This is a genomic window from Streptomyces sp. NPDC056835 (assembly GCF_042789485.1).
Taxonomy (GTDB): Bacteria; Actinomycetota; Actinomycetes; order Streptomycetales; family Streptomycetaceae; genus Streptomyces.
This window is the reverse complement of the sequence record NZ_JBHUBB010000052.1, coordinates 12,620-36,256: the sequence shown is the minus strand read 5'-3', so window position 1 is coordinate 36,256 and position 23,637 is coordinate 12,620. Positions and strand designations below refer to the sequence as shown.

The 23,637-nt window shown below is 67.6% G+C and carries 22 protein-coding genes and 2 tRNA genes; 10 read left to right on the top strand and 14 right to left on the bottom strand.

The window, feature by feature from the left end; all coding sequences use genetic code 11:
• Positions 1 to 161 precede the first annotated feature (161 nt).
• A complete protein-coding gene (locus tag ACFRMN_RS36350; protein WP_383028236.1) occupies positions 162 to 1,832 on the top strand; it encodes a restriction endonuclease subunit M in 1,671 nt (556 codons plus the stop codon).
• 128 nt (positions 1,833 to 1,960) lie between these two features.
• The gene (locus ACFRMN_RS36345; protein WP_383028234.1) at positions 1,961 to 2,821 is read left to right on the top strand and encodes a hypothetical protein; all 861 of its coding nucleotides are present in this window, start codon (positions 1,961 to 1,963) and stop codon (positions 2,819 to 2,821) included.
• Positions 2,822 to 2,870: 49 nt separating this feature from the next.
• Here the strand turns inward: ACFRMN_RS36345 and ACFRMN_RS36340 are convergent.
• The 3 genes from ACFRMN_RS36340 to clpB form a co-directional block, all read right to left on the bottom strand.
• Positions 2,871 to 2,944: transfer RNA gene (locus tag ACFRMN_RS36340), tRNA-Met, on the bottom strand.
• A gap of 266 nt (positions 2,945 to 3,210) precedes the next feature.
• Entirely contained in the window at positions 3,211 to 3,738 is a 528-nt protein-coding gene (locus ACFRMN_RS36335; protein WP_383028232.1) for a YbjN domain-containing protein, read from the bottom strand.
• A gap of 151 nt (positions 3,739 to 3,889) precedes the next feature.
• On the bottom strand, positions 3,890 to 6,508 hold the full coding sequence (gene clpB, locus ACFRMN_RS36330) for an ATP-dependent chaperone ClpB (protein ID WP_383028229.1): 2,619 nt from the start codon (positions 6,506 to 6,508) through the stop codon (positions 3,890 to 3,892).
• A 165-nt stretch (positions 6,509 to 6,673) separates the two neighbouring features.
• Here clpB and ACFRMN_RS36325 point away from each other — a divergent pair, with 165 nt between their 5' ends.
• Entirely contained in the window at positions 6,674 to 7,078 is a 405-nt protein-coding gene (locus ACFRMN_RS36325) for a pyridoxamine 5'-phosphate oxidase family protein (protein ID WP_383028226.1), read from the top strand.
• A gap of 182 nt (positions 7,079 to 7,260) precedes the next feature.
• Here the strand turns inward: ACFRMN_RS36325 and ACFRMN_RS36320 are convergent, their stop codons facing one another.
• Positions 7,261 to 7,581, bottom strand: a complete 321-nt coding sequence (locus tag ACFRMN_RS36320; RefSeq protein ID WP_030353182.1) for a hypothetical protein — start codon at positions 7,579 to 7,581, stop codon at positions 7,261 to 7,263.
• Complete coding sequence (locus ACFRMN_RS36315; protein ID WP_383028224.1) at positions 7,578 to 7,874, bottom strand: 5'-nucleotidase; 297 nt, start codon at positions 7,872 to 7,874, stop codon at positions 7,578 to 7,580. The genes ACFRMN_RS36320 and ACFRMN_RS36315 overlap by 4 nt, the downstream gene beginning before the upstream one ends.
• A 102-nt stretch (positions 7,875 to 7,976) precedes the next feature.
• Between ACFRMN_RS36315 and ACFRMN_RS36310 the strand changes: the two genes are divergently transcribed.
• Both ACFRMN_RS36310 and ACFRMN_RS36305 read left to right on the top strand, forming a co-directional pair.
• A complete protein-coding gene (locus ACFRMN_RS36310; RefSeq protein WP_383028221.1) occupies positions 7,977 to 8,996 on the top strand; it encodes a helix-turn-helix transcriptional regulator in 1,020 nt (339 codons plus the stop codon).
• Positions 8,997 to 9,181: 185 nt separating this feature from the next.
• Positions 9,182 to 10,159, top strand: coding sequence for a LuxR C-terminal-related transcriptional regulator (locus ACFRMN_RS36305; protein WP_383028218.1), 978 nt, complete (start codon positions 9,182 to 9,184; stop codon positions 10,157 to 10,159).
• Positions 10,160 to 10,309: 150 nt separating this feature from the next.
• On the opposite strand, the gene ACFRMN_RS36300 is transcribed toward ACFRMN_RS36305, so the two are convergent.
• From ACFRMN_RS36300 to dnaK, 4 genes are read right to left on the bottom strand one after another with little or no spacing between them, the layout of a single operon-like run.
• Positions 10,310 to 10,774 (bottom strand): heat shock protein transcriptional repressor HspR, encoded by a 465-nt coding sequence (locus ACFRMN_RS36300; protein ID WP_129769915.1) that lies wholly within the window; start codon positions 10,772 to 10,774, stop codon positions 10,310 to 10,312.
• 4 nt (positions 10,775 to 10,778) lie between these two features.
• Positions 10,779 to 11,969, bottom strand: coding sequence for a molecular chaperone DnaJ (dnaJ, locus tag ACFRMN_RS36295; protein WP_383028216.1), 1,191 nt, complete (start codon positions 11,967 to 11,969; stop codon positions 10,779 to 10,781).
• Between the two features lie 48 nt (positions 11,970 to 12,017).
• A complete protein-coding gene (grpE, locus tag ACFRMN_RS36290) occupies positions 12,018 to 12,680 on the bottom strand; it encodes a nucleotide exchange factor GrpE (protein ID WP_383028213.1) in 663 nt (220 codons plus the stop codon).
• Positions 12,677 to 14,536 carry a molecular chaperone DnaK gene (gene dnaK / locus ACFRMN_RS36285; RefSeq protein WP_383028210.1) on the bottom strand — a complete coding sequence of 620 codons (1,860 nt, stop codon included), beginning with the start codon at positions 14,534 to 14,536 and terminating at the stop codon, positions 12,677 to 12,679. The genes grpE and dnaK overlap by 4 nt, the downstream gene beginning before the upstream one ends.
• 272 nt (positions 14,537 to 14,808) lie before the next feature.
• Here dnaK and ACFRMN_RS36280 point away from each other — a divergent pair, with 272 nt between their 5' ends.
• The 4 genes from ACFRMN_RS36280 to ACFRMN_RS36265 all read left to right on the top strand — a co-directional run bounded on the left by ACFRMN_RS36280 (position 14,809) and on the right by ACFRMN_RS36265 (position 20,658).
• Positions 14,809 to 15,351, top strand: a complete 543-nt coding sequence (locus ACFRMN_RS36280; protein ID WP_383028207.1) for a sugar transferase — start codon at positions 14,809 to 14,811, stop codon at positions 15,349 to 15,351.
• Positions 15,352 to 15,594: 243 nt separating this feature from the next.
• A complete protein-coding gene (locus tag ACFRMN_RS36275) occupies positions 15,595 to 17,904 on the top strand; it encodes a (Fe-S)-binding protein (protein ID WP_383028205.1) in 2,310 nt (769 codons plus the stop codon).
• A gap of 457 nt (positions 17,905 to 18,361) precedes the next feature.
• Positions 18,362 to 19,540 (top strand): FG-GAP repeat domain-containing protein, encoded by a 1,179-nt coding sequence (locus ACFRMN_RS36270; RefSeq protein WP_383028203.1) that lies wholly within the window; start codon positions 18,362 to 18,364, stop codon positions 19,538 to 19,540.
• A gap of 137 nt (positions 19,541 to 19,677) precedes the next feature.
• Positions 19,678 to 20,658, top strand: coding sequence for a Yip1 family protein (locus tag ACFRMN_RS36265; RefSeq protein ID WP_383028200.1), 981 nt, complete (start codon positions 19,678 to 19,680; stop codon positions 20,656 to 20,658).
• 122 nt (positions 20,659 to 20,780) lie between these two features.
• Here the strand turns inward: ACFRMN_RS36265 and ACFRMN_RS36260 are convergent, their stop codons facing one another.
• From ACFRMN_RS36260 to ACFRMN_RS36250, 3 genes are all read right to left on the bottom strand, one after another.
• Positions 20,781 to 21,278 (bottom strand): phosphoribosyltransferase, encoded by a 498-nt coding sequence (locus ACFRMN_RS36260; protein ID WP_351394142.1) that lies wholly within the window; start codon positions 21,276 to 21,278, stop codon positions 20,781 to 20,783.
• Positions 21,279 to 21,285: 7 nt separating this feature from the next.
• A complete protein-coding gene (dcd, locus tag ACFRMN_RS36255; protein WP_129769924.1) occupies positions 21,286 to 21,861 on the bottom strand; it encodes a dCTP deaminase in 576 nt (191 codons plus the stop codon).
• A 69-nt stretch (positions 21,862 to 21,930) separates the two neighbouring features.
• The gene (locus ACFRMN_RS36250) at positions 21,931 to 22,113 is read right to left on the bottom strand and encodes a hypothetical protein (protein WP_383028197.1); all 183 of its coding nucleotides are present in this window, start codon (positions 22,111 to 22,113) and stop codon (positions 21,931 to 21,933) included.
• A gap of 243 nt (positions 22,114 to 22,356) precedes the next feature.
• Between ACFRMN_RS36250 and ACFRMN_RS36245 the strand changes: the two genes are divergently transcribed.
• A tRNA-Gly gene (locus ACFRMN_RS36245) sits at positions 22,357 to 22,430 on the top strand.
• A 199-nt stretch (positions 22,431 to 22,629) separates the two neighbouring features.
• Here ACFRMN_RS36245 and ACFRMN_RS36240 read toward each other — a convergent pair.
• Together ACFRMN_RS36240 and ACFRMN_RS36235 are read right to left on the bottom strand one after the other, a co-directional pair.
• Positions 22,630 to 23,319 (bottom strand): contact-dependent growth inhibition system immunity protein, encoded by a 690-nt coding sequence (locus ACFRMN_RS36240; RefSeq protein ID WP_383028194.1) that lies wholly within the window; start codon positions 23,317 to 23,319, stop codon positions 22,630 to 22,632.
• 11 nt (positions 23,320 to 23,330) lie between these two features.
• Positions 23,331 to 23,636 (bottom strand): RNase A-like domain-containing protein, encoded by a 306-nt coding sequence (locus tag ACFRMN_RS36235; protein ID WP_383028192.1) that lies wholly within the window; start codon positions 23,634 to 23,636, stop codon positions 23,331 to 23,333.
• Position 23,637: the final 1 nt, after the last annotated feature.

Here is a 23,637-nt window from a genome sequence, read left to right as displayed (position 1 = left end):
AGACAACGGGGAACATGGGGTGCTCGGCACGCGGGCGGCCTCCCTCCATCGGTGCCTCTCCCACATCGCATCTCCGAAAAAAGAGCAGCTCTTTTTGAGCTAGAGTTACGGGACCCACCCTTTAATACCGGGCATTGCGGTAGAGGAAGGATATTTCGGTCTTGAGTGCCAAGAACACCGCCCCAGAGGAGGCTGTACGCCAACGCGTACTTGCCGATCTCAAGAAGTTGGGCTGGAAGGAAACCCAGCTACAGAAGGAGTGGCGTGTACCGACCACGCCGCATGACCTGACGAAGCGGGAACGCGGACAATCCTTCGACGCCTGCGGTAGGGCAGACCTGGCTGCCTTCGCTGACGACTCGGGCGAATCACACGCGCTCCAGGTTCTGTTCGAGTTCAAGCAGCCCTCGATCTCCGAGGGCAAGGAACAGCTCATGCGCTACCTGGCCTCGGAGCCCGTGGTCCGCATGGGGTACTGGACCAACGGCAACGAGAGCCTGGCACTCTACAAGTCACACACCAACGACTGGATCGAGCAGAAGAACGCTCCTCTGCCCCACCCCGGCGAGGATCTGACCGCACCACCGGTCACCCCGCCCACTTGGAACGACTTGGTGATCCCCACCGAGGCCCAACTGTCAGCCGCCTTGCGCCGCCTCGTGGCCACAGTGGTGGTAAGCGACTCGCGTTCGACCCGCCGCGAGGATCAACTGCGCGAGCTGCTGCACGTCATCCTGGTCAAGGTTGAATCGGATGCCTGGTCATCAAGCTCGGCCAACCAGCACGAGCCGGTCCCCTTCAGGATCTACGGCGACAAGGCGTCCATGATCCATGTGACAGCCGATCAGATCCAGCAGCAATTCAAGAGCTATTTCGCACGGCAGAAGAATCGAGTCTTCAACCCAGACGATCGCGACGAAATCCTCCTTAGGGAGGAAACCATCTTCGCCGTCGTTGACATACTCGCCCCGTGGCGAATCCTGGGCGATCAGGTCGACCTGCTGTCCAAGGCTTTCCAGATCTTCCGGACCAAGGCGCTGAAGTCGGGAGAGGGCCAATTCCTTACCCCGCAGCGCGTCATCCGACCGTGCGTATCCATCATGGAGATCACCTCTCGCGATAAGGTGATTGACCCCGCTTGCGGCACTGGCGGATTCATCGTCGAAGCTTTGCGGCAGGTTCAAGAGCGAGAGTTCCCCGGCGACGATGAAACGTGGCGTTTGGTCAAGTTCGCCAACGACAATCTGTACGGAGTGGATCTCGACCCACTCAACGTCAAGCTCGCTCGCGCCATGATGATCGCCATGCGCGATGGCTCCACACACGTCCTCCTGGGAGACGCCGTTCGGCAGCACACGTGGCCGGCCAAGTTCCCCCGCTTGAAGGAAGAGCTCGGGGGATATGGCAACAGCTTTGTGGCGGAATCATTCACCGTCGTTCTCACTAACCCGCCCTTCGGCGAGGACCTGAAGGTTAAGGCATCAGACGCGCGTGCCGCTGGATACACGATCTCCAAGGCAGCCGCCAGCGGACGCAAAGAGTACGTCGACCTGGAAATCGGCCTCATGTACTTGGAGTTGGCTCACCGCCTCCTGCAGGTGGGTGGCCGAGTCGGAATTGTCCTCCCGGAAACCTACTTCTTCTCCTACAAGTACCGGTGGCTCCCCTCCTGGATGGAGGGTAGGTTCGAGCTTCGCGGGATGTTCAACATTGCCATGGAAGCCTTCGAAGAGTTCTGTCGGGCAAAGACCAACTTCTACGTCTTCGAGAAGGTTGGCAACGGGCCTGAAGGAATGGTGCAGGAGGAATTTACAGAGGGGAATGAAGCCTGATGCCCGCGATCAACGCACCGTCCTGGTTCTCCGAGGATACGGTTACAGTCTCAACAGCTCCGACGTGCGGTCTGACTAAGGGCGGACGACTCCTCCCGCTTCTCAATCCCAAGACCGGGGCTCGGGTCATGACGACCGATCCTGAGACAGGCGAGTCGGCGACTGCCATCAACGACGTCCTTCTCAGTGACGCCCTTGCGCTCCAGCGCGGAGAGCGGACCACCACCCTGCGCGACATTCCGGCCGCAGAAGTGCTGCCACGGACCCGCGTGCCTGCCTATTACGACCGTCGATATCACGAGCATTTTATTTCCGAGATGCAATCGGCACGCTTCCAGGGGTTCCGCAGTGCCACTCTTGCGGAACTAGCAAAGAGTGGAATAATCACCATTCGCGGCGGCCACGGGTCCCCCTCATCCGGCCAGCGGATCGGAAACGTGCCCTACATCAAGGTCTCTGATCTGCGGGCTGGGTTCGTGAACATCAACCCCACGAACCGGGTGCCACGGTCCATTGCCGAAGCCTTCTGGAAAGGGCCTGGCTCCCAACTCCAAGCCTTCGATATTCTCTGCCCGGAACGCACTAGCAAGAATATCGGCGACTTCTGCGTCTTGATGCCGGGCCAGGAGCAACTGCTTCTGACCAAGGAAATCATTGTGATTCGCCCGGGAGCACGAGCGGAGTTTGACTCCTTCTATCTGCTTTGGGCAATGACACTTAAGATCGTGCGTGAGCAGTGGAAGCGTGTCATCTTCATGCAGACCAATCGCGAGGACGTGGGCGATCGGTTCCTGGAGATCGAAATCCCGGTGCCCCACGATCCGGTGACAGCGGCGAAGGTCTCGCAGCCGTTCCGTAGCTACTACCAGACAGTGGCGAAGGCCCGGACAAGCCTGGGGCAATACCTCATGGATTCCAGCGATCACCACTTCTTCGTATCGGACTCGGAAGGGGACACCGAGACGCAAGAGGAAGAGGAAATGGCATAGAAGAAAATCGAGTCGCCCGACAGAACTCTGTCGGGCGACTCGATCGTAGTAGCGGGGACAGGATTTGAACCTGCGACCTCTGGGTTATGAGCCCAGCGAGCTACCGAGCTGCTCCACCCCGCGTCGTTGAACGCAAGCGTACAGCACTCGACCGCATGCCTGCCTTTGATCCTTGATCCCGCTGTGCTGGACCAAGAGGAGGGCCATGGCGGCGGCACGGAGCGAAAGCGCACTTCAAGGTCGATGTGGCGATCTTGTGACCACGACGTACTTCAGCCTGCCGGCTGTAGGTCCTGGGCCGCTCGCGGTACGCGAAAGCCCGGCTCAGGGCCGCGATCACGGACGATCGCGGCGCCGGCCGGGCTGTCGTTCGGCGCGGTCCGCGGGGCTCAGGCGTCCTCGGGCTTCTCGTCGCCCGGCTCCAGGCCCAGCTGCTCGACAAGCCACTTGTCGAACTCGATCGACGCGCGCACCCAGCTGACCGTGGACGACACGAAGTGCTCCAGGCTGACCCCCATGCCGATCAGCATCTGGGCCTCGCCGATGAGCCGGACGGTGGGCGGACCGTCACCCTCCTCGTGGATGTGGGTGTAGACCTTGGGCCACAGCGTGCGGCGGTTCCAGTCGTCGATCGCGTCGAGGACCTTCCCCTTGTCCGTGATCGGGTGCGGCCGGTCGTAGAACGTCCGCACCGAGAAGACCTGCTGGTCGTCCTCGCCGCGGAACATGAAGTACGTACGGAATTCCTCCCACGGCGCCGCGAGGTCGCCCTCGTCGTCGACGACATACTTCAGCTCCATCTGTTCGAGGAGCTGCTTGACCAGATCCTGGTCGGGGACGACGGGGCCCGCCGGTCCCGCACCCTGCGGCTGGGGCTGGCCCCCGAAATTCGGAATCGAGGACGGGTCGATGCTCACCGTGTATTTCCCTTCGTACGGTTCCTTCCATCCTCCCTCATAGCGGGGAGGCCCTGGCAACCCCGGCCACACCTCAGCGAGTCACGGATTCGCCGTCCGGTCCGTGTACGACGACGGAGCCGGCAGGGTCGCGGACCCTGCCGGACAGGGTCTACAGCGTCTTGCCCGTCGGCTCCGCGGACGCCGCGCCCACGATCAGCCCGTCCTCGAAGCGGTCCACCCGGACCGTGTCGCCGTCCGTGACCTCGCCCGCGAGGATTTCCTTCGCGAGCCGGTCACCGATCGCGGTCTGGACCAGGCGGCGCAGTGGCCGGGCTCCGTAGGCCGGGTCGTTGCCCTCGTCGGCCAGCCATTCCAGCGCCGCCGGGGTGACGTCCAGGGTGAGCCGGCGTTCCGCGAGGCGGCGGGCCAAGCGGTCGATCTGGAGTTTGGCGATGTGGGCCAGTTCGTCCCGCGACAGGGCGGAGAAGACCACCAGATCGTCGAGACGGTTCAGGAACTCCGGCTTGAAGGAGGTCCGTACCACCTCCAGGACCTGCTGTTTCTTGGTCTCCTCGGAGGTGGTCGGCTCGACCAGGTACTGACTGCCGAGGTTCGACGTCAGGACCAGGATGGTGTTGCGGAAGTCCACCGTCCGCCCCTGGCCGTCGGTGAGCCGGCCGTCGTCCAGGACCTGGAGCAGCACATCGAAGACCTCGGGGTGGGCCTTCTCCACCTCGTCCAGCAGGACCACGGAGTACGGGCGCCTGCGCACGGCCTCGGTGAGCTGGCCGCCCTCCTCGTAGCCGACATAGCCGGGAGGCGCGCCGACGAGCCGCGCCACCGAGTGCTTCTCGCCGTACTCACTCATGTCGATACGGACCATGGCCCGCTCGTCGTCGAAGAGGAAGTCCGCGAGCGCCTTGGCCAGCTCGGTCTTGCCGACACCGGTCGGGCCGAGGAAGAGGAAGGAGCCGGTGGGGCGGTCGGGGTCGGCGATTCCGGCGCGGGTACGGCGTACCGCGTCGGACACGGCCTGGACCGCCTCGCTCTGGCCGATCAGCCGCCTGCCCAGCTCCTGCTCCATGCGCAGCAGCTTCTGTGTCTCGCCCTCCAGCAGCCGGCCGGCCGGGATGCCGGTCCAGGAGCCGACCACATCGGCGATGTCGTCCGGGCCGACCTCCTCCTTGACCAGTTTGTCGGTGGGCTCCTTGGCTGCCACCTGCTCGGCCTCGGCGGCCTCCTCCAGCTCGCGCTCCAGGCCGGGGATCTCGCCGTACAGCAGCTTGGAGGCGGTGTCGAAGTCGCCGTCGCGCTGTGCGCGCTCGGCCTGGCCGCGCAGGTCGTCCAGGCGTTCCTTCAGCTCACCGACGCGGTTGAGGCCCCGCTTCTCCTTCTCCCAGCGGGCATTGAGGCCGCGCAGCTCCTCCTCGCGGTCGGCGAGGTCGCGGCGAAGCTTCTCCAGCCGCTGCTTGGAGGCGGGGTCGGACTCGTTCTTGAGCGCCAGCTCCTCCATGCGGAGGCGGTCGACGGAGCGCTGGAGTTCATCGATCTCGACGGGCGAGGAGTCGATCTCCATCCGCAGCCGGGACGCGGCCTCGTCCACGAGGTCGATGGCCTTGTCGGGCAGGAAGCGCGAGGTGATGTAACGGTCGGAGAGCGTCGCGGCCGCGACCAGCGCCGCGTCCGCGATCTGCACCTTGTGGTGGGCCTCGTACCGGCCCTTGAGCCCGCGCAGGATCGCGATGGTGTCCTCGACGGTCGGCTCGGCGACCAGCACCTGCTGGAAGCGCCGCTCCAGCGCCGCGTCCTTCTCGATCCGCTCGCGGTACTCGTCCAGCGTGGTCGCGCCGACCATCCGCAGCTCGCCGCGGGCCAGCATCGGCTTGAGCATGTTCCCGGCGTCCATGGCGGAGTCGCCGCCGGCGCCCGCGCCCACGACGGTGTGCAGCTCGTCGATGAAGGTGATGATCTGGCCGTCGCTCGACTTGATCTCGGAGAGGACGGTCTTCAGCCGCTCCTCGAACTCACCGCGGTACTTGGCGCCCGCCACCATCGCACCGAGGTCCAGCGAAACCAGCCGCTTGTTCTTCAGCGACTCCGGCACGTCGCCCTTGACAATGCGCTGCGCGAGCCCTTCGACAACGGCGGTCTTGCCGACGCCGGGCTCGCCGATCAGCACCGGATTGTTCTTCGTACGGCGTGACAGCACCTGCACCACACGCCGGATCTCCTGGTCCCGGCCGATGACCGGGTCGAGCTTGCCCTCTCGGGCAGCCGCCGTGAAGTCGGTACCGAACTTCTCCAGGGCCTTGTACTGACCCTCCGGGTCGGGTGTGGTCACCCGGCGCCCTCCCCTTGCCTTCTCGAACGCGTCAAGCAGTCTCTTGGCGCCGGCCCCCCGCCCGTCGAGCACTTCCCCGGCCTGGCCCCCCTTGGCGGCGACGCCGATCAGCAGGTGCTCGGTGGAGAGGTAGTCGTCCCCGAGCTCCTTGGCCCGCTGAGCCGCGTCGTTGATGACGGCCAGCATCTCGCGGTTGGGCTGCGGGGGCGCGACGGTGGAACCGGTCACGCTGGGCTGCGCGGCCAGCAGCCGCTCCGCTCCGGACCGTACCGCGGCCTGGTCCGCCTCGACAGCGGCCAGCAGATCGGTGACGTTCTCGTTGTCCTGGCCTTCCAGCAGCGCGAGCAGCAGATGCGCGGGGGTCAGATCGGGATGCCCGGCCGCCACGGCCCGGTTGGTGGCGGCATTGATCGCGTCCCGGCTCTTGTTGGTCAGCTCGGCGTCCACGTACGCCCTCTCCTCTCCTGCACAGACCTCGGGTCTCCGTCCGACCCTGACATCGGGAACGTGCGCAAAGTTGAGTCTATTCCACTCAAGCCTGAAACGGGGCCGCGCTCCCGGGGTTTCCGCGCCCGCGCCCGCCCCGGGGCGGCACCGCCCTAGGCTTCCGGCATGGCCCACGACGTACGCGATCCCAGCCCCGGTTTCCTCGCCTTCTGGCGCGAGCGCCACGTATGCACCCTGACCACCCCCCGCCCGGACGGCAGCCCGCACGTGGTGCCGGTGGGCGTGACGTACGACCCGGTGGCCGGGCTCGCCCGCGTCATCACCAACAAGAACAGCACGAAGGTCGCCAACATCCTGGCGGCGGGACCGGAGGGCGCGCGGGTGGCCGTGTGCCAGGTCAAGAAGGGCCACTGGGCGACGCTGGAGGGCCGCGCGACGGTCCGTACGGATCCGGAGGCGGTCGCGGACGCCGAAAGCCGCTACGAGGAGCGCTACGACCGCGCGCCGGCGCCCAACCCGGACCGGGTCGTCATCGAGATCGCCCTGGAACGGGCACTCGGCCGCGTCTGACCGCGAGAACCGGGAAGTCCACGTGGGCCACGCAGCCCGCGGAGCCCACGGACTACGGAGCCCACGGAGTCCGGCGCGAAAACGGACGCGGACAGCACAACGGCGCCATCGTGTTTCAGGTCCACGATGGCGCCGCTGTGTGGGGGAAGCGCCCGAGCGATTTACAACGACGGGGGAATCGCTCAGGCACTGCGGGGGGTGGCGATGGTGGTATTCGATCCGACCAGCTGGTGGTCACGCTGGTCGAGGTTGACGAAGATCATGTCGTACCGGATGGCGCACCGTACCGGCTGCGGAGCCCCCCGCGGCCTCCGAAGGCAGCGGTAGGCACGGACGTCCTCGTCCTCTTCGCGTACAACGACGATCGGCTCTCCGAAGAGGGTGACCATCAGCGAGTCGCCACGATGAGGAATAGCTGTGACGAGATCGATGAAGTGCCACCCCGACCGGTAGGCCGTGGCCATCTCGCGCCGGAAGACCCGGTCGTCCGGCGGGACAGTCATGCGCTGGTGTCGGCCGACGTGATGTTCCAGCCGATGTCCTTTGGCGTTGCCTGAGGGGTCACCCAGCCGATGTCACCGGACCCCGAACTCACGGCAGTTGTTCCAGCAGCCTTCACGTTCCAGCCGATGTCACCGGCAGGCGTGTTCCACCCGATGTCGCCCGACTCCACACCCTGGGCGGCAGATCCGGCAGGCGTTGTCCAGCCAATGTCCGCCCCAACAGCCAGCGCACCATAGGCCAGAGCCGCAGAGAAAGCAGTGACAACCACCGCGCGAAGCATTCTCTTGTACATAGTCGGCTTCGTCCTCACTTGATGGATTCCTCTCCCCCGCCATCTAGACGATGTCTCACCCGGACACGTCAACACCACCGGGACGAGGCATCATGTTCCTGTATGTTCAGGACCCTGGGGGGTGGAGATTTGCTAGCAAACAACACAAAACAGACACATCCCCATGCTGTGACTGAGCTGTGTGATGACGGCAGACGCATTTACGCCAGCGCGTTGCGCTCCGGACGGATCGCCCGCAGCGAGGCCGCCGCGGCTCCCTGCCTCATGGAATTCCCGCTGCTGCACCCCGATCCCGACGATGCCGACTGGCTACGCCCAGTTCCGCCCTCCGCGGCACTGGCCCAGCGCCTCCATCCCATCGAGCGCGAGATCCAGGAGCGCCGGCACTTCGCCGTCGAACTGACCGACTCTTTCGAGCCGTTCATGACCATCAGTGCCCAGGACCCGCCCACCACGCACGCGATCACCGTCCTGGAGGGCGACAGCCGGATCAACGCCGCGCTCGACCTCTCCACCGCCGAGTGCCGCACCGAAGTGCTCACCGTGCAGCCCGGCGGCGGCCGGAGCGCGCACGTGCTCGCCCAGGCGCTGGAGCGGGGCCGGTCGGTGGTGGACCGCGGCGTCAGCATCCGCACCCTGTACCAGCACACCGTCCGGCACAGCCAGGGCACACTCGCCTACGCGGAGCGGCTGGCCGAGGGCAAGGTCGAGATACGGACGCTGGAAGAGCTCATCGAGCGGCTGATCGTCTTCGACCGCACCGTCGCGTACATACCGGCCCGTTCCGACCGGCAGGTCGCACTGGAACTGCGCCACCCGGGGCTCGTCGACTATCTCGCGCAGGTCTTCGAGCAGTTGTGGCGCCGCGCCACCCCACTCACCGAACAGGTCTCCTACGAGCCCACGCCCGTCGGCATCACCGGCGTCCAGCGGTCCATCGCCAAGCTCCTCATAGAGGGGTACGTGGACGAGGCCATCGCCCGCCGCCTCGGAATGAACGTACGCACCTGCCGCGCGCACATAGCCAAACTCGCCACCACTCTCGGCAGCGGCAGCCGCGCCCAACTCGGATATCTCATCGCGCAGTCGGGAATCCTGGACCAGGGCGCCGAGCCGGATTAACCCAGGAATTGCCATTCAGCCGCCCCCGGCGACCTCGGCGAAGAGGCGCCTGAATTCCGTCCGGGCGCTCGATGTCGCCTTCGGATATCTTCCGTCACTCTCTGTAGAATGCGGGCCCGGCCCGCGCAGATCAAGCGAAAGATGCCTGCACTGATGTGCACTGCGGAAGCTCGCAGGAGGGATACATGAAATCTGACATAGCGTCGCACAACGAAGCATCGCTCGACATATCAGAGGAAACACGCGCCCTGCTGCGCCGGCTCATTCAGGGCGAACAGGTCACGGGCTCAGAACCCGGACTCACGGAACTGGCCGCCCTGGGCCTGGCGGTGCACAACCCGCATGACGACCGGTGGAGTTCGGCGGACCTGTGGCACGCGGAGCAGACCGCCCTGGCCGAGGAACGCGCGGGCATCGCCCATCATCTTCAGCGCATGCGCCGGCTGTCCGAGCTGCACCGCGAGATGAGAGATATCGAGTCGCCGAGCGGAAACGGCATCGAATTCCTCGACCGAATCGAACTCGTCAACGCCGCCATCGTGCAGGCGGCGAATTCCGCGACATCACAGATCTGTACGGCGCATCCGCAGGACAGAAAGGCGGAAACGCTGCGCAAGGCGCTGGTGGCCGATGTGGCGGTCCTCCAGCGGGGTGTCGCCTACCGCACCCTCTATCCGGATACCGCTCGCACCAGGCCCGGGGAGAAGGAATGGGCCACGGCGGCGAGCGGACACGGCGCGGAGATACGTACCCTCGCCACTGACTTCGAGCGCATGATCCTGGTGGACAGCAAAGTCGCCGTGATCGCCGATCACCGGGACGAGCCGAACAGGGACGTCGCCTTCAAGGTGACGCATCCCGGGATGCTCGCCTTCTTCCACCATGTCTACGACCAGCAGTGGGAACGGGCCGAGCCCTGGATGGGCGGCCGCTTCCGGCGGCGGGAGCAGGAGACCCTGACCACGAGCCGGTCCCGCCGCATCCTCAACAAACTGCGGGAGGGCCGCGCGCTCAAGCAGATCGCGAGCGAGCTCGGAGTCAGCCTCCGCACCGTCAACACCGACCTGAACAAGCTCTACGAGGCCGTGGGGGTCGACACCCTGTTCGCCCTCGGGGTGTGGTGGGGCTCCGAAGCGGCCGCGAAGGAACGCAGGCTGGACTGACGCGAGCCACCGGCACGGGAAGGACGGGAAGCCCGGTCACCGGGGCGGGAACACCTGCACGGGAAGAACGGGACGCCCGGTCACCTGCACGGGAAGAACGGGGAGCCCGGTCACCTGCCCGCCCGGACCCACCGCCCGCCTCGGCTGTCCTCAGTCCGTCGGCCGCTTGGGCCGCCACACCACCAGCGCGCTCGTCTGCTGCACATCCTGGTACGGCACCAGATCCCGGCGGTACGAGGCATGCACCTGCGCCTCGCGCTGCCTCATCGCCGTCGCCGCGCCGTCCACCGCCGCCGACAGCTCCGCGACCCGTGCCTGGAGCGCGGCGACCTGGTTCTCCAGCTCGATGATCCGCTTGATGCCGGCCAGATTGATGCCCTCGTCCTGCGACAACTGCTGCACCTGGCGCAGCAGTTCGATGTCACGGGCCGAATAGCGGCGTCCCCTGCCCGCCGTGCGGTCCGGGGAGACCAGGCCGAGGCGGTCGTACTGCCTGAGCGTCTGCGGGTGCAGCCCGGAGAGCTGTGCCGCCACCGAGATGACGTACACCGGCGTTTCCTCGGTCAGCTGATACGCCCTGGTGAACGATGAAGACTGCCGACGCCGCCCGTCCATGAGGTCATGCTCCCTTCGCCGCCTGGAACAGCTCCGCCCGCGGATCCTCGTCCGCGGTCGCCTTCCGGTAGGCCTCCAGCGCGTCCCGCGCGGGCGCGTCGAGGTCCTTGGGGACGACGACCTCGACGGTGACCAGCAGGTCGCCACGGGTGCCGTCCTTGCGTACCGCGCCCTTGCCGCGGGCGCGCATCGTACGGCCGTTGGGTGTCCCCGCCGGAAGCTTGAGCGTGACCGCGGGACCGCCCAGGGTCGGCACCTTCACCTCGCCGCCGAGCGCCGCCTCCGTGAACGTGACGGGCACGGTGACCGTGAGGTTGTCGCCCTTGCGGCCGAAGACCGGATGGGCGTCGACATGGACGACGACATACAGGTCGCCGCCGGGGCCGCCGCGCTCGCCGGGGGCGCCCTTGCCGCGCAGCCTGATCCGCTGCCCGTCGCTGACGCCCGCCGGGATACGGACCTGCATGGTCCTGGAGGACCTGGCGCGCCCGCTGCCCTTGCAGACCTCGCACGGGTCCTGGGCGATCAGCCCACGGCCCTTGCAGTCCACACAGGGGTCGGTCAGCGAGAAGCCGCCGCCGGTGCCGCGCGAGACCTGTCCCGTGCCCACACAGGTCGGGCAGACCCGTGGGGTGCCGTTCTTGTCGCCGGTGCCCGAACACGCCTTGCAGGGCGCCTGGCTGGACATCCGCAGCGGGACCGTGGCCCCGTCGACCGCCTCGGTGAAGCTGAGCGTCACCTCGGACTCGATGTCCTGGCCGCGGCGCGGCTGCGTACGGGTCCCGGCGCCGCCCCGGTTGAAGAGCCCGCCGAAGACGTCCCCGAGCCCGCCGCCGAAGCCGCCGGCGCCGGGGCCGCCCTGTGGTGTGCCCCCGGGGCCGCCGCCGAAGAGGTCCCCCAGGTCGAAGTTGAACGAGCCGTTGCCCCCGGCACCGGGACCGGGCCGGAACCCGCCGTTGCCGAAGAGGGCGCGCGCCTCGTCGTACTCCTTGCGCCGCTTGGGGTCCCCGAGGACGTCATTCGCCTCGGAGATCTCCTTGAAGCGCTCCTCGGCCTTGAGGTCGCCCTTGTTGGCGTCCGGGTGGAACTCGCGCGCGAGCTTCCGGTACGCCTTCTTGATCTCGGCCTCGGTGGCGTCCTTGGGGACGCCGAGAACCTTGTAGTAGTCCTTCTCCACGAAGTCCTTCGTGCTCATTCCCGACGTCCCTCCTCTCCGCCCGCTACCGCACTGCCCGCCGCCGCGTCAGCCCTCGTCCGGGCCACCGCTCTCCTTGTCGTTGGCGGACTCGGCCGGCTCGTCCGCGGCCTTGGGCTGGGCCCCCGGCTGGGGCTCGGCCACCGCGACCCGGGCGGGCCTGATAGTCCGCTCGCCGAACCGGTACCCAGGCTGGAGGATCGCGACGCACGTCGTTTCCGTGACATCCGGCGCGTACGAGTGCATCAGGGCCTCATGAATCGTCGGATCGAAGGGCTCGCCCTCCGTACCGAACTGCTGGAGGCCCAGCTTCACCGTGACCGCTTCCAGCGACTCGGCCACCGACTTGAACCCGCCGACCAGTTCCTCGTGGTCGCGCGCCCGGCCGATGTCGTCCAGGACCGGCAGCAGTTCGGTCAGCAGACTCGCGACGGCGATCTCCTTGACGGTGACCCGGTCGCGCTCCACCCTGCGGCGGTAGTTCTGGTACTCGGCCTGGAGCCGCTGGAGGTCCCCCGTGCGCTCGTTGAGCGCCGTACGGACCTGGTCCAGCTGCGCCGTCAGGGCGACTTCCTGTACGTCCCCGCCCGGGGCCGCCGGGCCCGACTCCGCCGCGGAGTCGGACTCGGCGCCCTTCGACGCGGCATCTTCGGGGGTCGCGCCGGAGGGAACGTCGGGCTTCTCCTCGAAGCCCGGGGTCTCCTCCGTCACACCGCACCGTCCTTCTTGGGCTTCTCGTCGTCCACGATCTCGGCGTCGACGACATCGTCATCGGCCTTGGACTGTCCGGCGCCCGCACCGGCCTCGGCACCGCCGGCGGCCGCGCCGGACGCCTGGGCGTCGGCGTACATCGCCTGGCCGAGCTTCTGGGAGACGGCCGCGACCTTCTCCGTGGCGGTACGGATCTCGGCGGTGTCCTCGCCCTTGAGCTTCTCCTTCAGCTCGGCGATGGACGTCTCGACCTCGGTCTTGATGTCGCCGGGGACCTTGTCCTCGTTGTCCTTGAGGAACTTCTCCGTCTGGTAGACGAGCTGTTCGGCCTGGTTGCGGGTCTCCGCGGCCTCGCGGCGGCGGTGGTCCTCGTCCGCGTACTGCTCGGCCTCTTCACGCATCCGGTTGACCTCGTCCTTCGGCAGCGAGGAGCCACCGGTGACGGTCATCTTCTGCTCCTTGCCGGTGCCGAGGTCCTTCGCGGCCACGTGCATGATGCCGTTGGCGTCGATGTCGAAGGCGACCTCGATCTGCGGCACACCGCGCGGCGCGGGCGGCAGACCGGTCAGCTCGAACATCCCGAGCTTCTTGTTGTACGCCGCGATCTCGCGCTCGCCCTGGTAGACCTGGATCTGCACGGACGGCTGGTTGTCCTCGGCCGTCGTGAAGATCTCCGAACGCTTCGTCGGGATCGTCGTGTTGCGCTCGATCAGCTTGGTCATGATGCCGCCCTTGGTCTCGATACCGAGGGACAGCGGGGTGACGTCGAGGAGCAGGACGTCCTTGACCTCACCCTTCAGGACACCGGCCTGGAGCACGGCGCCGATGGCGACGACCTCGTCGGGGTTGACACCCTTGTTGGCCTCGCGGCCACCGGTCAGCTCCTTGACGAGCTCCGCGACGGCGGGCATACGCGTCGAACCACCCACGAGCACCACGTGGTCGATCTCGGACAGCTGGATGCCGGCGTCCTTGATGACGTTGTGGAACGGGGTCTTGCAGCGGTCGAGCAGATCCGCGGTCAGCTGCTGGAACTGGGAGCGCGTGATCTTCTCGTCGAGGTGCAGCGGGCCCTCGGCGGACGCCGTGATGTACGGCAGGTTGATCGTGGTCTCGGACGAGGACGACAGCTCGATCTTCGCCTTCTCCGCGGCCTCGCGGAGACGCTGGAGAGCCATCTTGTCCTTGGAGAGGTCCACGCCGTGGCCGTTGGCGAACTGCTTCACCAGGAAGTCGACGAGGCGCTGGTCCCAGTCGTCACCACCGAGGTGGTTGTCACCGTTGGTGGCCTTCACCTCGACGACGCCGTCACCGATCTCCAGCAGCGAGACGTCGAAGGTGCCGCCACCGAGGTCGAAGACCAGGATCGTCTGGTCGTCCTTGTCGAGCCCGTAGGCCAGGGCGGCCGCCGTCGGCTCGTTGACGATACGCAGCACATTGAGGCCCGCGATCTCGCCGGCCTCCTTGGTGGCCTGACGCTCGGAGTCGTTGAAGTACGCGGGGACGGTGATCACCGCGTCGGTGACCTTCTCGCCCAGGTACGACTCCGCGTCCCGCTTCAGCTTCTGCAGCACGAAGGCCGACATCTGCTGCGGGTTGAAGTCCTTGCCGTCCAGGTTGATCTTCCAGTCGGTGCCCATGTGGCGCTTGACCGACCGGATGGTCCTGTCGACGTTCGTGACTGCCTGGCGCTTGGCGACCTCGCCGACGAGCACCTCGCCGTTCTTGGCGAAGGCGACGACGGACGGCGTGGTCCTGGCGCCTTCGGCGTTGGTGATGACGGTGGGCTCGCCGCCTTCGAGAACGCTGACGACGGAGTTAGTCGTGCCCAGGTCGATGCCGACCGCACGTGCCATTTCGATTCCTCCAGCTGACTTGAGTGGAACTGACTCAAGGATGCATCACGGATCCCAGGGAGTCAAAGGACCTGAGTCGATGGGACTCAACTATCGTGCGCCGCACCGGTCTCCGGGCACCTCCGGACGCGCGCGAGGGGCCCGCCTACCCGACCCTCACACCTTCACCGTGCGATCGTTTCGTGGCAAAAGCACCGAACAAACCGAAATCTACGAAACCACCACTGAACGCGATAGAGCACATATAGCGAACAGAACGGTCAGGTGTGACCTTGAAGCGACGCCCCACGGCATGGCGCCCGCCCCACCTCCCGGAGCCCAAGCGCCTACTGGATCTGACCCTCGGCTCGGCCCTCCTGGCGCTGACCGCGCCCCTGCTCGCGGCGGTCGCCCTCACCCTCGCGCTGTCCCGGCCGGCCGGGGGCGTTTTCGTACGCGACTACCGCACAGGGCTCAACGGCCACCCCTTCCTGCTGAGTTCCCTGCGCACCCGGCTGTTCCGGCTCGACCTGCTCTCCCGGCTGCCCCACGTCGTACGCGGCGAGCTGTCCCTGGTGGGGCCGGCACCCCTGAAGGCCGGCTCCCCCGCGGGTGCGGCGCCCTGGCGTCAGCTCGTACGGCCCGGCCTGACCGGTCTCGCGCAGGTACGGCGTCACTCGGGGCTGCCGTGGGACGAGACACCGCTGCTCGACCAGCACTACGTGGAACACCACTGGATCGGCCTGGACCTCGCGATCCTCGCGCGTACGCCCGGACGCGCACTGAGGGCCTTCAACGCCTTCAGGCTCCCGCGAGGGTCCGTGAGGGTCCCCTGAGCGACACAGATCACCGGCTTCGCCGTTACATTGCGGCTGGATAAGTGGGTAACCTCAGCACGAAACGATTAAGTTACCGCTTAGTAAGCAGTAGTGAGCACCAGCAGTCGTAAGCAACAGCACTCGTAAGCAGCAGCAGTCGGCAGTCGGTAAGCAGCAGCAAGCCAGTAGCCCGTCCCCGTAAAGCAGAAGCCGTGGAAGAGTGGGCCGGTTTCCCACCCTCACAGGCCCGAGGAGCCCTCAATGCAACTCGCCGCGATCATCGTGTCGCTGGTACTCGCCGTCGTCGGTGTGGCGCTGTTCGGCCGAGCCATCGCGCAGATCTACCGCTTCGTACGGCTCGGCCAGCCCGTCCCGGCGGGCAAGCGGACCGATGAGCCCGCCCAGCGCACCCTGACCGTGGCCAAGGAGTTCCTGGGCCATACCCGGATGAACCGCTGGGGCGTGGTCGGCGTCGCGCACTGGTTCGTCGCGATCGGCTTCTTCTCGCTCGTACTGACCCTGGTGAACGCCTTCGGGCAGCTCTTCAAGGCCGACTGGCTGCTGCCGGTCATCGGCGACTGGACGCCGTACGAGGTCTTCGTCGAGCTCATCGGCCTGCTCACGACGCTCGGCATCCTGACCCTCATCGTCATCCGGCAGCTCTCGCTCCCCGGCCGCGCCGGCCGCAAGTCCCGCTTCACGGGCTCGAACTTCGGCCAGGCGTACTTCGTCGAGGCCGTCATCCTCGTCATCGGCCTGGCGATCCTGGTCCTGCGCGGGCTTGAGGGCGCGCTGCACCACGTCGACTCGTACCAGGCGGCGTATCTGGTCTCGTACCCGCTGGTCGCGGCGTTCAACGGGCTGAGCCTCGGCACCCTGCAGAACCTGGTCTACCTGGTCGCGCTGATCAAGCTCGCGACGTCCTTCATCTGGATGATCACGGTCGCGCTCAAGACCGACATGGGCGTCGCCTGGCACCGCTTCCTCGCCTTCCCCAACATCTGGTTCAAGCGCGAGGCGGACGGCGGGACGGCGCTCGGCGCCCTTCAGCCGATGACGAGCGCCGGCAAGGAGATCGACTTCGAGGACCCCGGCGAGGACGACGTCTTCGGTGTCTCCCAGATCGAGCACTTCTCCTGGAAGGGCATCCTCGACTTCTCCACGTGTACGGAGTGCGGCCGCTGCCAGTCGCAGTGCCCGGCCTGGAACACGGGCAAGCCGCTCTCCCCGAAACTCCTGATCATGTCGCTGCGCGACCACGCCCACGCCAAGGCGCCGTATCTGCTGGCCGGCGGCGGAAAGACGATGGAGGGCGAGGAGAAGGCCTCCGAGGAACAGCTGGCCGGGGTGCCCGCCGCTGCCCTCGCGGAGGCCGAACGCCCGCTGATCGGGACGCTGGAGGCGAAGGGCGTCATCGACCCGGACGTGCTGTGGTCCTGCACCACCTGCGGCGCGTGTGTGGAGCAGTGCCCGGTGGACATCGAGCATGTCGACCACATCGTCGACATGCGCCGCTACCAGGTGATGATCGAGAGCGCCTTCCCGAGCGAGGCGGGGACGATGCTCAAGAACCTGGAGAAGAAGGGCAACCCCTGGGGTCTGGCGAAGAAGCAGCGGCTGGAGTGGACGAAGGAGGTCGACTTCGAGGTGCCGGTCGTCGGCAAGGACGTCGAGGACCTGACGGAGGTCGACTACCTGTACTGGGTCGGCTGCGCGGGCGCGCTGGAGGACCGGGCCAAGAAGACCACCAAGGCCTTCGCGGAGCTGCTGCACATCGCGGGCGTCAAGTTCGCGATCATGGGCGGCGACGAGAAGTGCACGGGTGACTCGGCCCGCCGCCTGGGCAACGAGCCGCTGTTCCAGCAGCTCGGCCAGGAGAACGTCGCGATGCTGAACATGGCGTACGGGGAAGACGATGACGACGCTTCGACGAAGAAGCCGAAGTCGTCGAAGAAGATCGTCGCGACCTGCCCGCACTGCTTCAACACGATCGCGAACGAGTACCCGCAGCTCGGCGGCGAGTACGAGGTCATCCACCACACGCAGCTGCTCCAGCACCTCGTGGACGAGGGCAAGCTGGTCCCGGTCACACCGGTCGAGGGTCTGATCACGTACCACGACCCCTGCTACCTGGGCCGGCACAACAAGATCTACACGCCGCCGCGCGAGATCATCGCGAAGGTGCCCGGTCTGCGGAACGAGGAGATGCACCGTCACAAGGAGCGCGGCTTCTGCTGTGGCGCGGGCGGCGCGCGGATGTGGATGGAGGAGCGGATCGGCAAGCGCGTCAACGACGAGCGGGTGGACGAGGCCCTTTCGCTGAACCCGGACATCGTGTCGACGGCCTGCCCGTTCTGTCTGGTGATGCTCACCGACTCGGTCAACGCCAAGAAAGCGTCCAATGGCGGCTCCGCCGCGGGCTCCGGGCGGGCGAAGGAGTCCCTTCAGGTGGTGGACGTGGCGCAGCTGCTGCTCGACTCGGTACGGACGCCCGCGGGGCCGGAGGGCTCGGAGGAGCGGGAGAGCGCGCCGGACCCGGATCCGGACCCGGAGCCTCAGCCGGTGAAGTAGGTACCGGTGACGTAGGTACCGGTGACGTAGGTGAACGGGCACGGGTAGGAGAGCGGCCGGATCTGCCTCGGGGCGGGTCCGGCCGCTTGGTGTGCGGGGCCGGGCCGGGGCCGGGCCCGGGCCCGGGCCGGGGCCGGGCCGGGGCCGGGCCGGGTGGGATTCGGCTCCGATTTCGGCCGCTGAACGGGCGAGGACTGGGGCACCATGTGACGACTGAGGCCGGCGAGAGGGACCGGGCGGGTGGACGGCGGGTGGACGGGTGAGTGGGGCCATGCGCATACGCGTGACAGCGACGGTGACGGCGACAGCGGCTGCCGGGCCGGCGACAGCGGCTGCCGGGCCGGCGACAGCGACAGCCGGGCCGGCGACAGCGGCTGCCGGGCCGGCGACAGCGACAGCGGCTGCCAGTGCGGCGGCAGGGGCTGCCAGGGCGGCGGCAGGGGCTGCCAGGGCGCCGGTGAGGCGTGGGCGCGGCTTCCGTACGGCCGCGTGTACGGCGGTGTGCGCGGTCGTCTGTACGGCGCTGCTGCTGACGGGCTGTACCGCCCCCTCGGGCCCGGACGCGGGCAATGGCCGGGGCACGGGCAAGGGCACGACGGCCGACAAGAACGGCGACACCGCCCCCCTCTCCGGCCGCTCCGGCGCCCCTCGTCGTCCCGTACCGCGCGGCAAGGGCAGCCGTATCCCCGACGACTTCAACGGTGACGGCCACCGTGACCTCGTACTGAACGACCTGGTCAAGGCCCCGGGCGACACGTACGGCGATGACGCGGGCATCGGGATCGTCTACGGCACCGGCACGGCCCGCGGTATCGATCCGGCCGTACGCCAGATCCTCAGCCCGCGGAAACACGGTGCCCGCGTCGACGGCGCGCTGCCGGCGGCGTTCGACGCCGAGGCCGCGTGCGATCTGGACGGCGACGGGTTCGGGGATCTGATCGTCGCCACGGACCCGCCGTACGACGGGATCGGCGCCCCGCCCGTACCGCTCCAGATCCTCTTCGGCGGTCCCGACGGCCTGGGCACGGGTGGAACGGGCGGTGATGGTGGTGGTGGTGGCAAGGCGGTCGTCCTCCGCATCCCCGCCAAGGCCCGCGCCGGAAACGAGTGGCCCGACCACCCCGTCTGCGGCGATTTCGACGGCGACGGCGAGACGGACCTCGCGGTGACCGCGAGCGCGGGCCAGGTGAGCTATCTCCGGGGCCCCTTCAGCCGTACCGGCGCCCCGCGCGCCGCCTCCGCGCCGATCCCGGGCGGCGGCCCGGTCCTCGAAGCGCCCACGCCCAAGGCCGATGTCAACGGTGACGGCTACGACGACCTCGTCCACTCGACCCGGGCCCGCGCCCCGGGCGACGCCGCGAAGGGCGAGCTGCTGCTCGGCGGCCCGGAGGGGCCGGGCCGCGCGGGAGGCGCGTACCGCTTCAAGGCCCTACGGTCGCCGACCGCGCCCAGACTCCCTTCGGGGTCCGGCCGGGCCACGACGGAACTCCTCGGCGCGGCCGACTTCACCGGGGACGGGCGCCAGGACCTGGTGACCCGCACCCACCGGGGCGAGCGTACGGACCTGATCGCGCTGTACCCGTCGGGAGCCGACCGACCCATGATCACCTTCAGTACATCGATCTTCCTCGGATAGGACGGGAGAGGTCCCGGGTGGGCCGGGGGGCAGTCCTCACGGGGTTCCCCTAGGGGATGTCACAGCTCGGCCGCAAAGGACCCCCCGTTCCGCCACCTCTGCCGCCCGGACCGCCCGGACCGGGTACGTTCGATCGCGTGGCTGGATTCAGGATCGGACGCGGCCGGGACAACCGCACCCCGCAACAACAACCGCAGCGGCAGCAGCAACCGCCCTACGGACGGCAGGCGCCGCCGCCCCCGGGTTACGGGGGCGGGCACCAAGCCGCGCCCCCGTACGGGCAGCAGCAGTGGCCTCCCACGGGCGGCGCACCGAACGGTTACGGCGGTGGCGGGCACGGCGGTGGCGGCCATGGCGGTGGTCATGGCGAACCGGAGTACTTCGGCGACTCGTACGGCCAGCACGGGCAGCATGGCCAGCACGGGCAGCACGGGCAGTCCCCGCAGGGCGGCTACGGCGGCCGGCCCGACGAGCCGTACGCCAACAACCCTGGTCATACGCAGGCGTTCAGCGTCAACGAGGACCCGTACGGCGACGGCACCGCCTACCGCGCCGGCGCGGCCGCGGCCCCAGCGGGCCCCCGGCTGCACTGGAAGGAGCTGCTGAGCGGCGTCGTACTGCGCCCCTCCCAGACGTTCCTGCGGATGCGCGACTACCCGGTCTGGGGCCCCGCCCTGATCGTGACGTTCGTCTACGGCCTGCTGGCGCTCTTCGGCTTCGACGCGGCCCGCGAGGACGCGATCAACGCGACCCTCTCCACGGCCATTCCGTACGTACTGACCACCGGCATCGCCTTCGTCTTCGGCGGTCTGATCCTGGGAGCGGTGACCCACACGCTCGCCCGCCAGCTCGGCGGCGACGGCGCCTGGCAGCCGACCGTGGGCCTGTCCATGCTGATCATGTCGATCACGGACGCCCCGCGCCTGGTCTTCGCGCTCTTCCTGGGCGGGGAGAACTCGCTGGTGCAGGTGCTCGGCTGGATCACCTGGATCGGGGCGGGCGCGCTGTTCACGGTGATGGTGAGCAAGTCGCACGACCTGCCGTGGCCGAAGGCGCTGGGCGCGTCGGCGATCCAGCTGATCGCGCTGCTGTCACTGCTGAAGCTGGGCACGCTGTAGCGGACCGCGGCACCCCGGTACCGCGGCACCCCGGTACCCCGGTACACGAAAGGGGCCCGGACAGGAAACTGCCGGGCCCCTTCGGCGTACTCCGGGTACGCGCTGCCCTCAGGCCCCAGGCCTCAGGCGTCGAGGACCTGCCCGCCGCGGCGGACGACGGGCTGCTCGACGCTCCAGGGGAAGTTGATCCAGTCGTCGGTGCGCTTCCAGACGTACTCGCACTTCACGAGGGACTGGGTCTTCTCGTAGATGACGGCGCTGCGCACCTCGGCGACGTGGTCTATGCAGAAGTCGTGCACCAGCTTCAGCGTCTTGCCGGTGTCGGCGACATCGTCCGCGATGAGGACCTTCTTGTTGGAGAAGTCGATGACATTGGGAACGGGCGCGAGCATGACGGGCATCGCGAGCGTGGTCCCCACCCCGGTATAGAACTCGACATTGACCAGATGGATGTTCTTGCAGTCCAGGGCATAGGCGAGCCCACCGGCGACGAAGACACCACCGCGCGCGATGCTCAGCACGACATCGGGCTCGTACCCGTCGTCGGCGATCGTCTGCGCCAGCTCGCGGACGGCGCGGCCGAACTTCTCGTACGTGAGGTTCTCTCGGGTCTCGGTCATACCCGCATCACACCTGTGTCCGATGGAAATTGAGATACGAGCGGGACGCGGTCGGCCCCCGCTGCCCCTGATAACGCGAGCCATACCTCTCGGAGCCGTACGGAAACTCCGCCGGCGAACTGAGCCGGAACAGACACAGCTGCCCGATCTTCATCCCGGGCCAGAGCTTTATCGGCAGGGTCGCCATATTCGACAGTTCGAGCGTGACATGCCCGGAGAACCCGGGATCGATAAAGCCCGCGGTCGAGTGCGTCACCAGCCCGAGGCGCCCGAGGCTCGACTTCCCCTCCAGCCGGGAGGCGATGTCGTCGGGAAGCGAGATGACCTCGTACGTCGACGCGAGCACGAACTCCCCGGGGTGCAGAATGAACGGCTCGTCCCCGTCCGGCTCGACGGTACGCGTCAGATCGACCTGCTCGACGGCGGGATCGATATGCGGATAGCGGTGATTCTCGAACACCCGGAAATACCGGTCGAGCCGCACATCGATGCTGGAGGGCTGCACCATCGACGCGTCATACGGTTCGAGGCGTACGCGTCCGGAGTCGAGCTCGGCCCGGATGTCCTTGTCTGAGAGAAGCACGCCCCGAGGATACGCAGAGCGCGCGAGCCCGCCCCAATCGGGCAGCCCCGCGCGCCTGGACCACTACGGTCAGTGCCGCTCCACCGTCACCGCGTCCACGGGCACGGCATGCCGCAATCGCGCACAGCGCGGACACCGGATGAGCCGCCCGGGGCCGATCCGCCCGGAATCGAGCTGCTGCATCGGAAACGTGGCGGTACTGAACACGTGCCCTTCGGCACAGCGGACGACGGTGCGCTCCATCAAGTCCATCAAGTCCTTTCCCCAACAAACGCGGACGAAAGCCCACACTAGGGGATGAACAGAACCCACCCGTCAACGGCACTCCGCCCCCGACCCTACGCCCCAACTCCCGCCCACCACCCCCACATCCACCCCACCACAAGCACCCCCTACGCCACCCCGGGAACACCACGGGCCCCACGGCGCAATACGCCCGGGGCCCGCGATGAGGTAGAGTGTCCGACGATGCGAAGCCGGTCAGCGGCTCGCCTCGCGGGTGTAGTTTAATGGTAGAACATGAGCTTCCCAAGCTCAGAGCGCGAGTTCGATTCTCGTCACCCGCTCCACAGAAAAGCCCCAGGCCAGTGGCCTGGGGCTTCCTTGCTGTCTGGCTCGTCTTCTGGTTCGCCGGCCCTCCGAAAGCCGCTGGTACCGCAATACCTGCCAATTCAGTTGGTCCATCGCCCCTGCGGACCGCCGGGCAGCGCAGCAGGCGAGGTGGTCGAGGCGTTGGTCAGGGCGAAGTAAGCGAAGACGGGCATCCGGTCAGCCGGCGGCCGGTCCCGGTCCATAGTCCGCCCTGAATCCGCCCAGACCGTCCGCGCGGTGGGCCAGCCAGCCGCTCGGGGAGTACGGCCGGGGCGGGTCGACCTCCATACCCAGCTCCGCCACCGCGAGGGCGTAGTCGGACTCTTCAAGGGCGAGGGCGAGCAGTTCGCGGAGCTCGCCAGTGAGGCAGGCAACGAGCTGCGGGTCCGTGGTGGCGATGTAGTCCCGTACGGCCGCTTCGTGGTCCGGGAACTCGTCCGGCATGTCCTGCGAGAACCAGCCGCCGGGGAACTGGCCGAGCTCGGGGAAGCGGGCGTGCCACTCCCAGTGGGTACGAGGGGTGGACGTGGGTGGGACCTCGCCCTGCTCAATGGACCGCTTCAGGTGGTCCGCGATTACAAACAGCCAGCCCTGGATTGCCGATTCGGGCAGGCCGACATCCGGAACCGGGTAGAACTCGCCGAGGCTCAGGCGCAGCCGGCCTGGTGGATTGCGGGCGTACTCGCGGATCTGCTGTTCGGCCGTGGCCAGGGCCCAGGGGCGGGTGTGCCAGGTGTGGCGGAGGTAAGCCTGGAGGGCTTCGCTCGGCGCGTCCGGCTCGTCGTCGGCGGGCATGCCGGTGTACGCGCTGATCACCTGGTCCAACTCGCCGTACCGGCGGTCGAATTCGAGTGGCTTCATCAACACGACGCGTATTCCTAGAGGTAGATCGGGACGGTGGTCAGGACGACGAAGCCGTGTGGGCTGTTCGGTTCGCGCTTGAGGATCACGCGCGCGGCGCGGACGTCGACGGGATCGCGGCCGGCGAGCATCATCGCCTGAAGCAGGACACGGCCGACGGGCGCCTCACGGGAGGGCCAGGCGGACTCGATAGCGAGGCGGGCGCGGGTGCCCTGGGCGAGCCAGCGGTGGATCTTCTGCTCGTTTCCGGTCACCACCTGCTGGGTGGCCCACTGGGCGGTTTCTCGGTCGGGGTAGGTAGCCGAACGGGTCCGTGCGGTCATG

Coding starts and splice junctions, on each gene's coding strand:
- ACFRMN_RS36275 (WP_383028205.1), top strand. CDS start 15,595: ATGCAACTCGCCGCGATCATCGTGTCGCTGGTACTCGCCGTCGTCGGT.
- ACFRMN_RS36320 (WP_030353182.1), bottom strand. CDS start 7,581: ATGACTGTCCCGCCGGACGACCGGGTCTTCCGGCGCGAGATGGCCACG.
- ACFRMN_RS36300 (WP_129769915.1), bottom strand. CDS start 10,774: ATGGACGGGCGGCGTCGGCAGTCTTCATCGTTCACCAGGGCGTATCAG.
- ACFRMN_RS36305 (WP_383028218.1), top strand. CDS start 9,182: ATGAAATCTGACATAGCGTCGCACAACGAAGCATCGCTCGACATATCA.
- dnaJ (WP_383028216.1), bottom strand. CDS start 11,969: ATGAGCACGAAGGACTTCGTGGAGAAGGACTACTACAAGGTTCTCGGC.
- ACFRMN_RS36235 (WP_383028192.1), bottom strand. CDS start 23,636: ATGACCGCACGGACCCGTTCGGCTACCTACCCCGACCGAGAAACCGCC.
- ACFRMN_RS36325 (WP_383028226.1), top strand. CDS start 6,674: ATGGCCCACGACGTACGCGATCCCAGCCCCGGTTTCCTCGCCTTCTGG.
- ACFRMN_RS36250 (WP_383028197.1), bottom strand. CDS start 22,113: ATGGACTTGATGGAGCGCACCGTCGTCCGCTGTGCCGAAGGGCACGTG.
- ACFRMN_RS36260 (WP_351394142.1), bottom strand. CDS start 21,278: ATGACCGAGACCCGAGAGAACCTCACGTACGAGAAGTTCGGCCGCGCC.
- ACFRMN_RS36315 (WP_383028224.1), bottom strand. CDS start 7,874: ATGTACAAGAGAATGCTTCGCGCGGTGGTTGTCACTGCTTTCTCTGCG.
- ACFRMN_RS36310 (WP_383028221.1), top strand. CDS start 7,977: ATGTTCAGGACCCTGGGGGGTGGAGATTTGCTAGCAAACAACACAAAA.
- dnaK (WP_383028210.1), bottom strand. CDS start 14,536: ATGGCACGTGCGGTCGGCATCGACCTGGGCACGACTAACTCCGTCGTC.
- ACFRMN_RS36345 (WP_383028234.1), top strand. CDS start 1,961: ATGACGACCGATCCTGAGACAGGCGAGTCGGCGACTGCCATCAACGAC.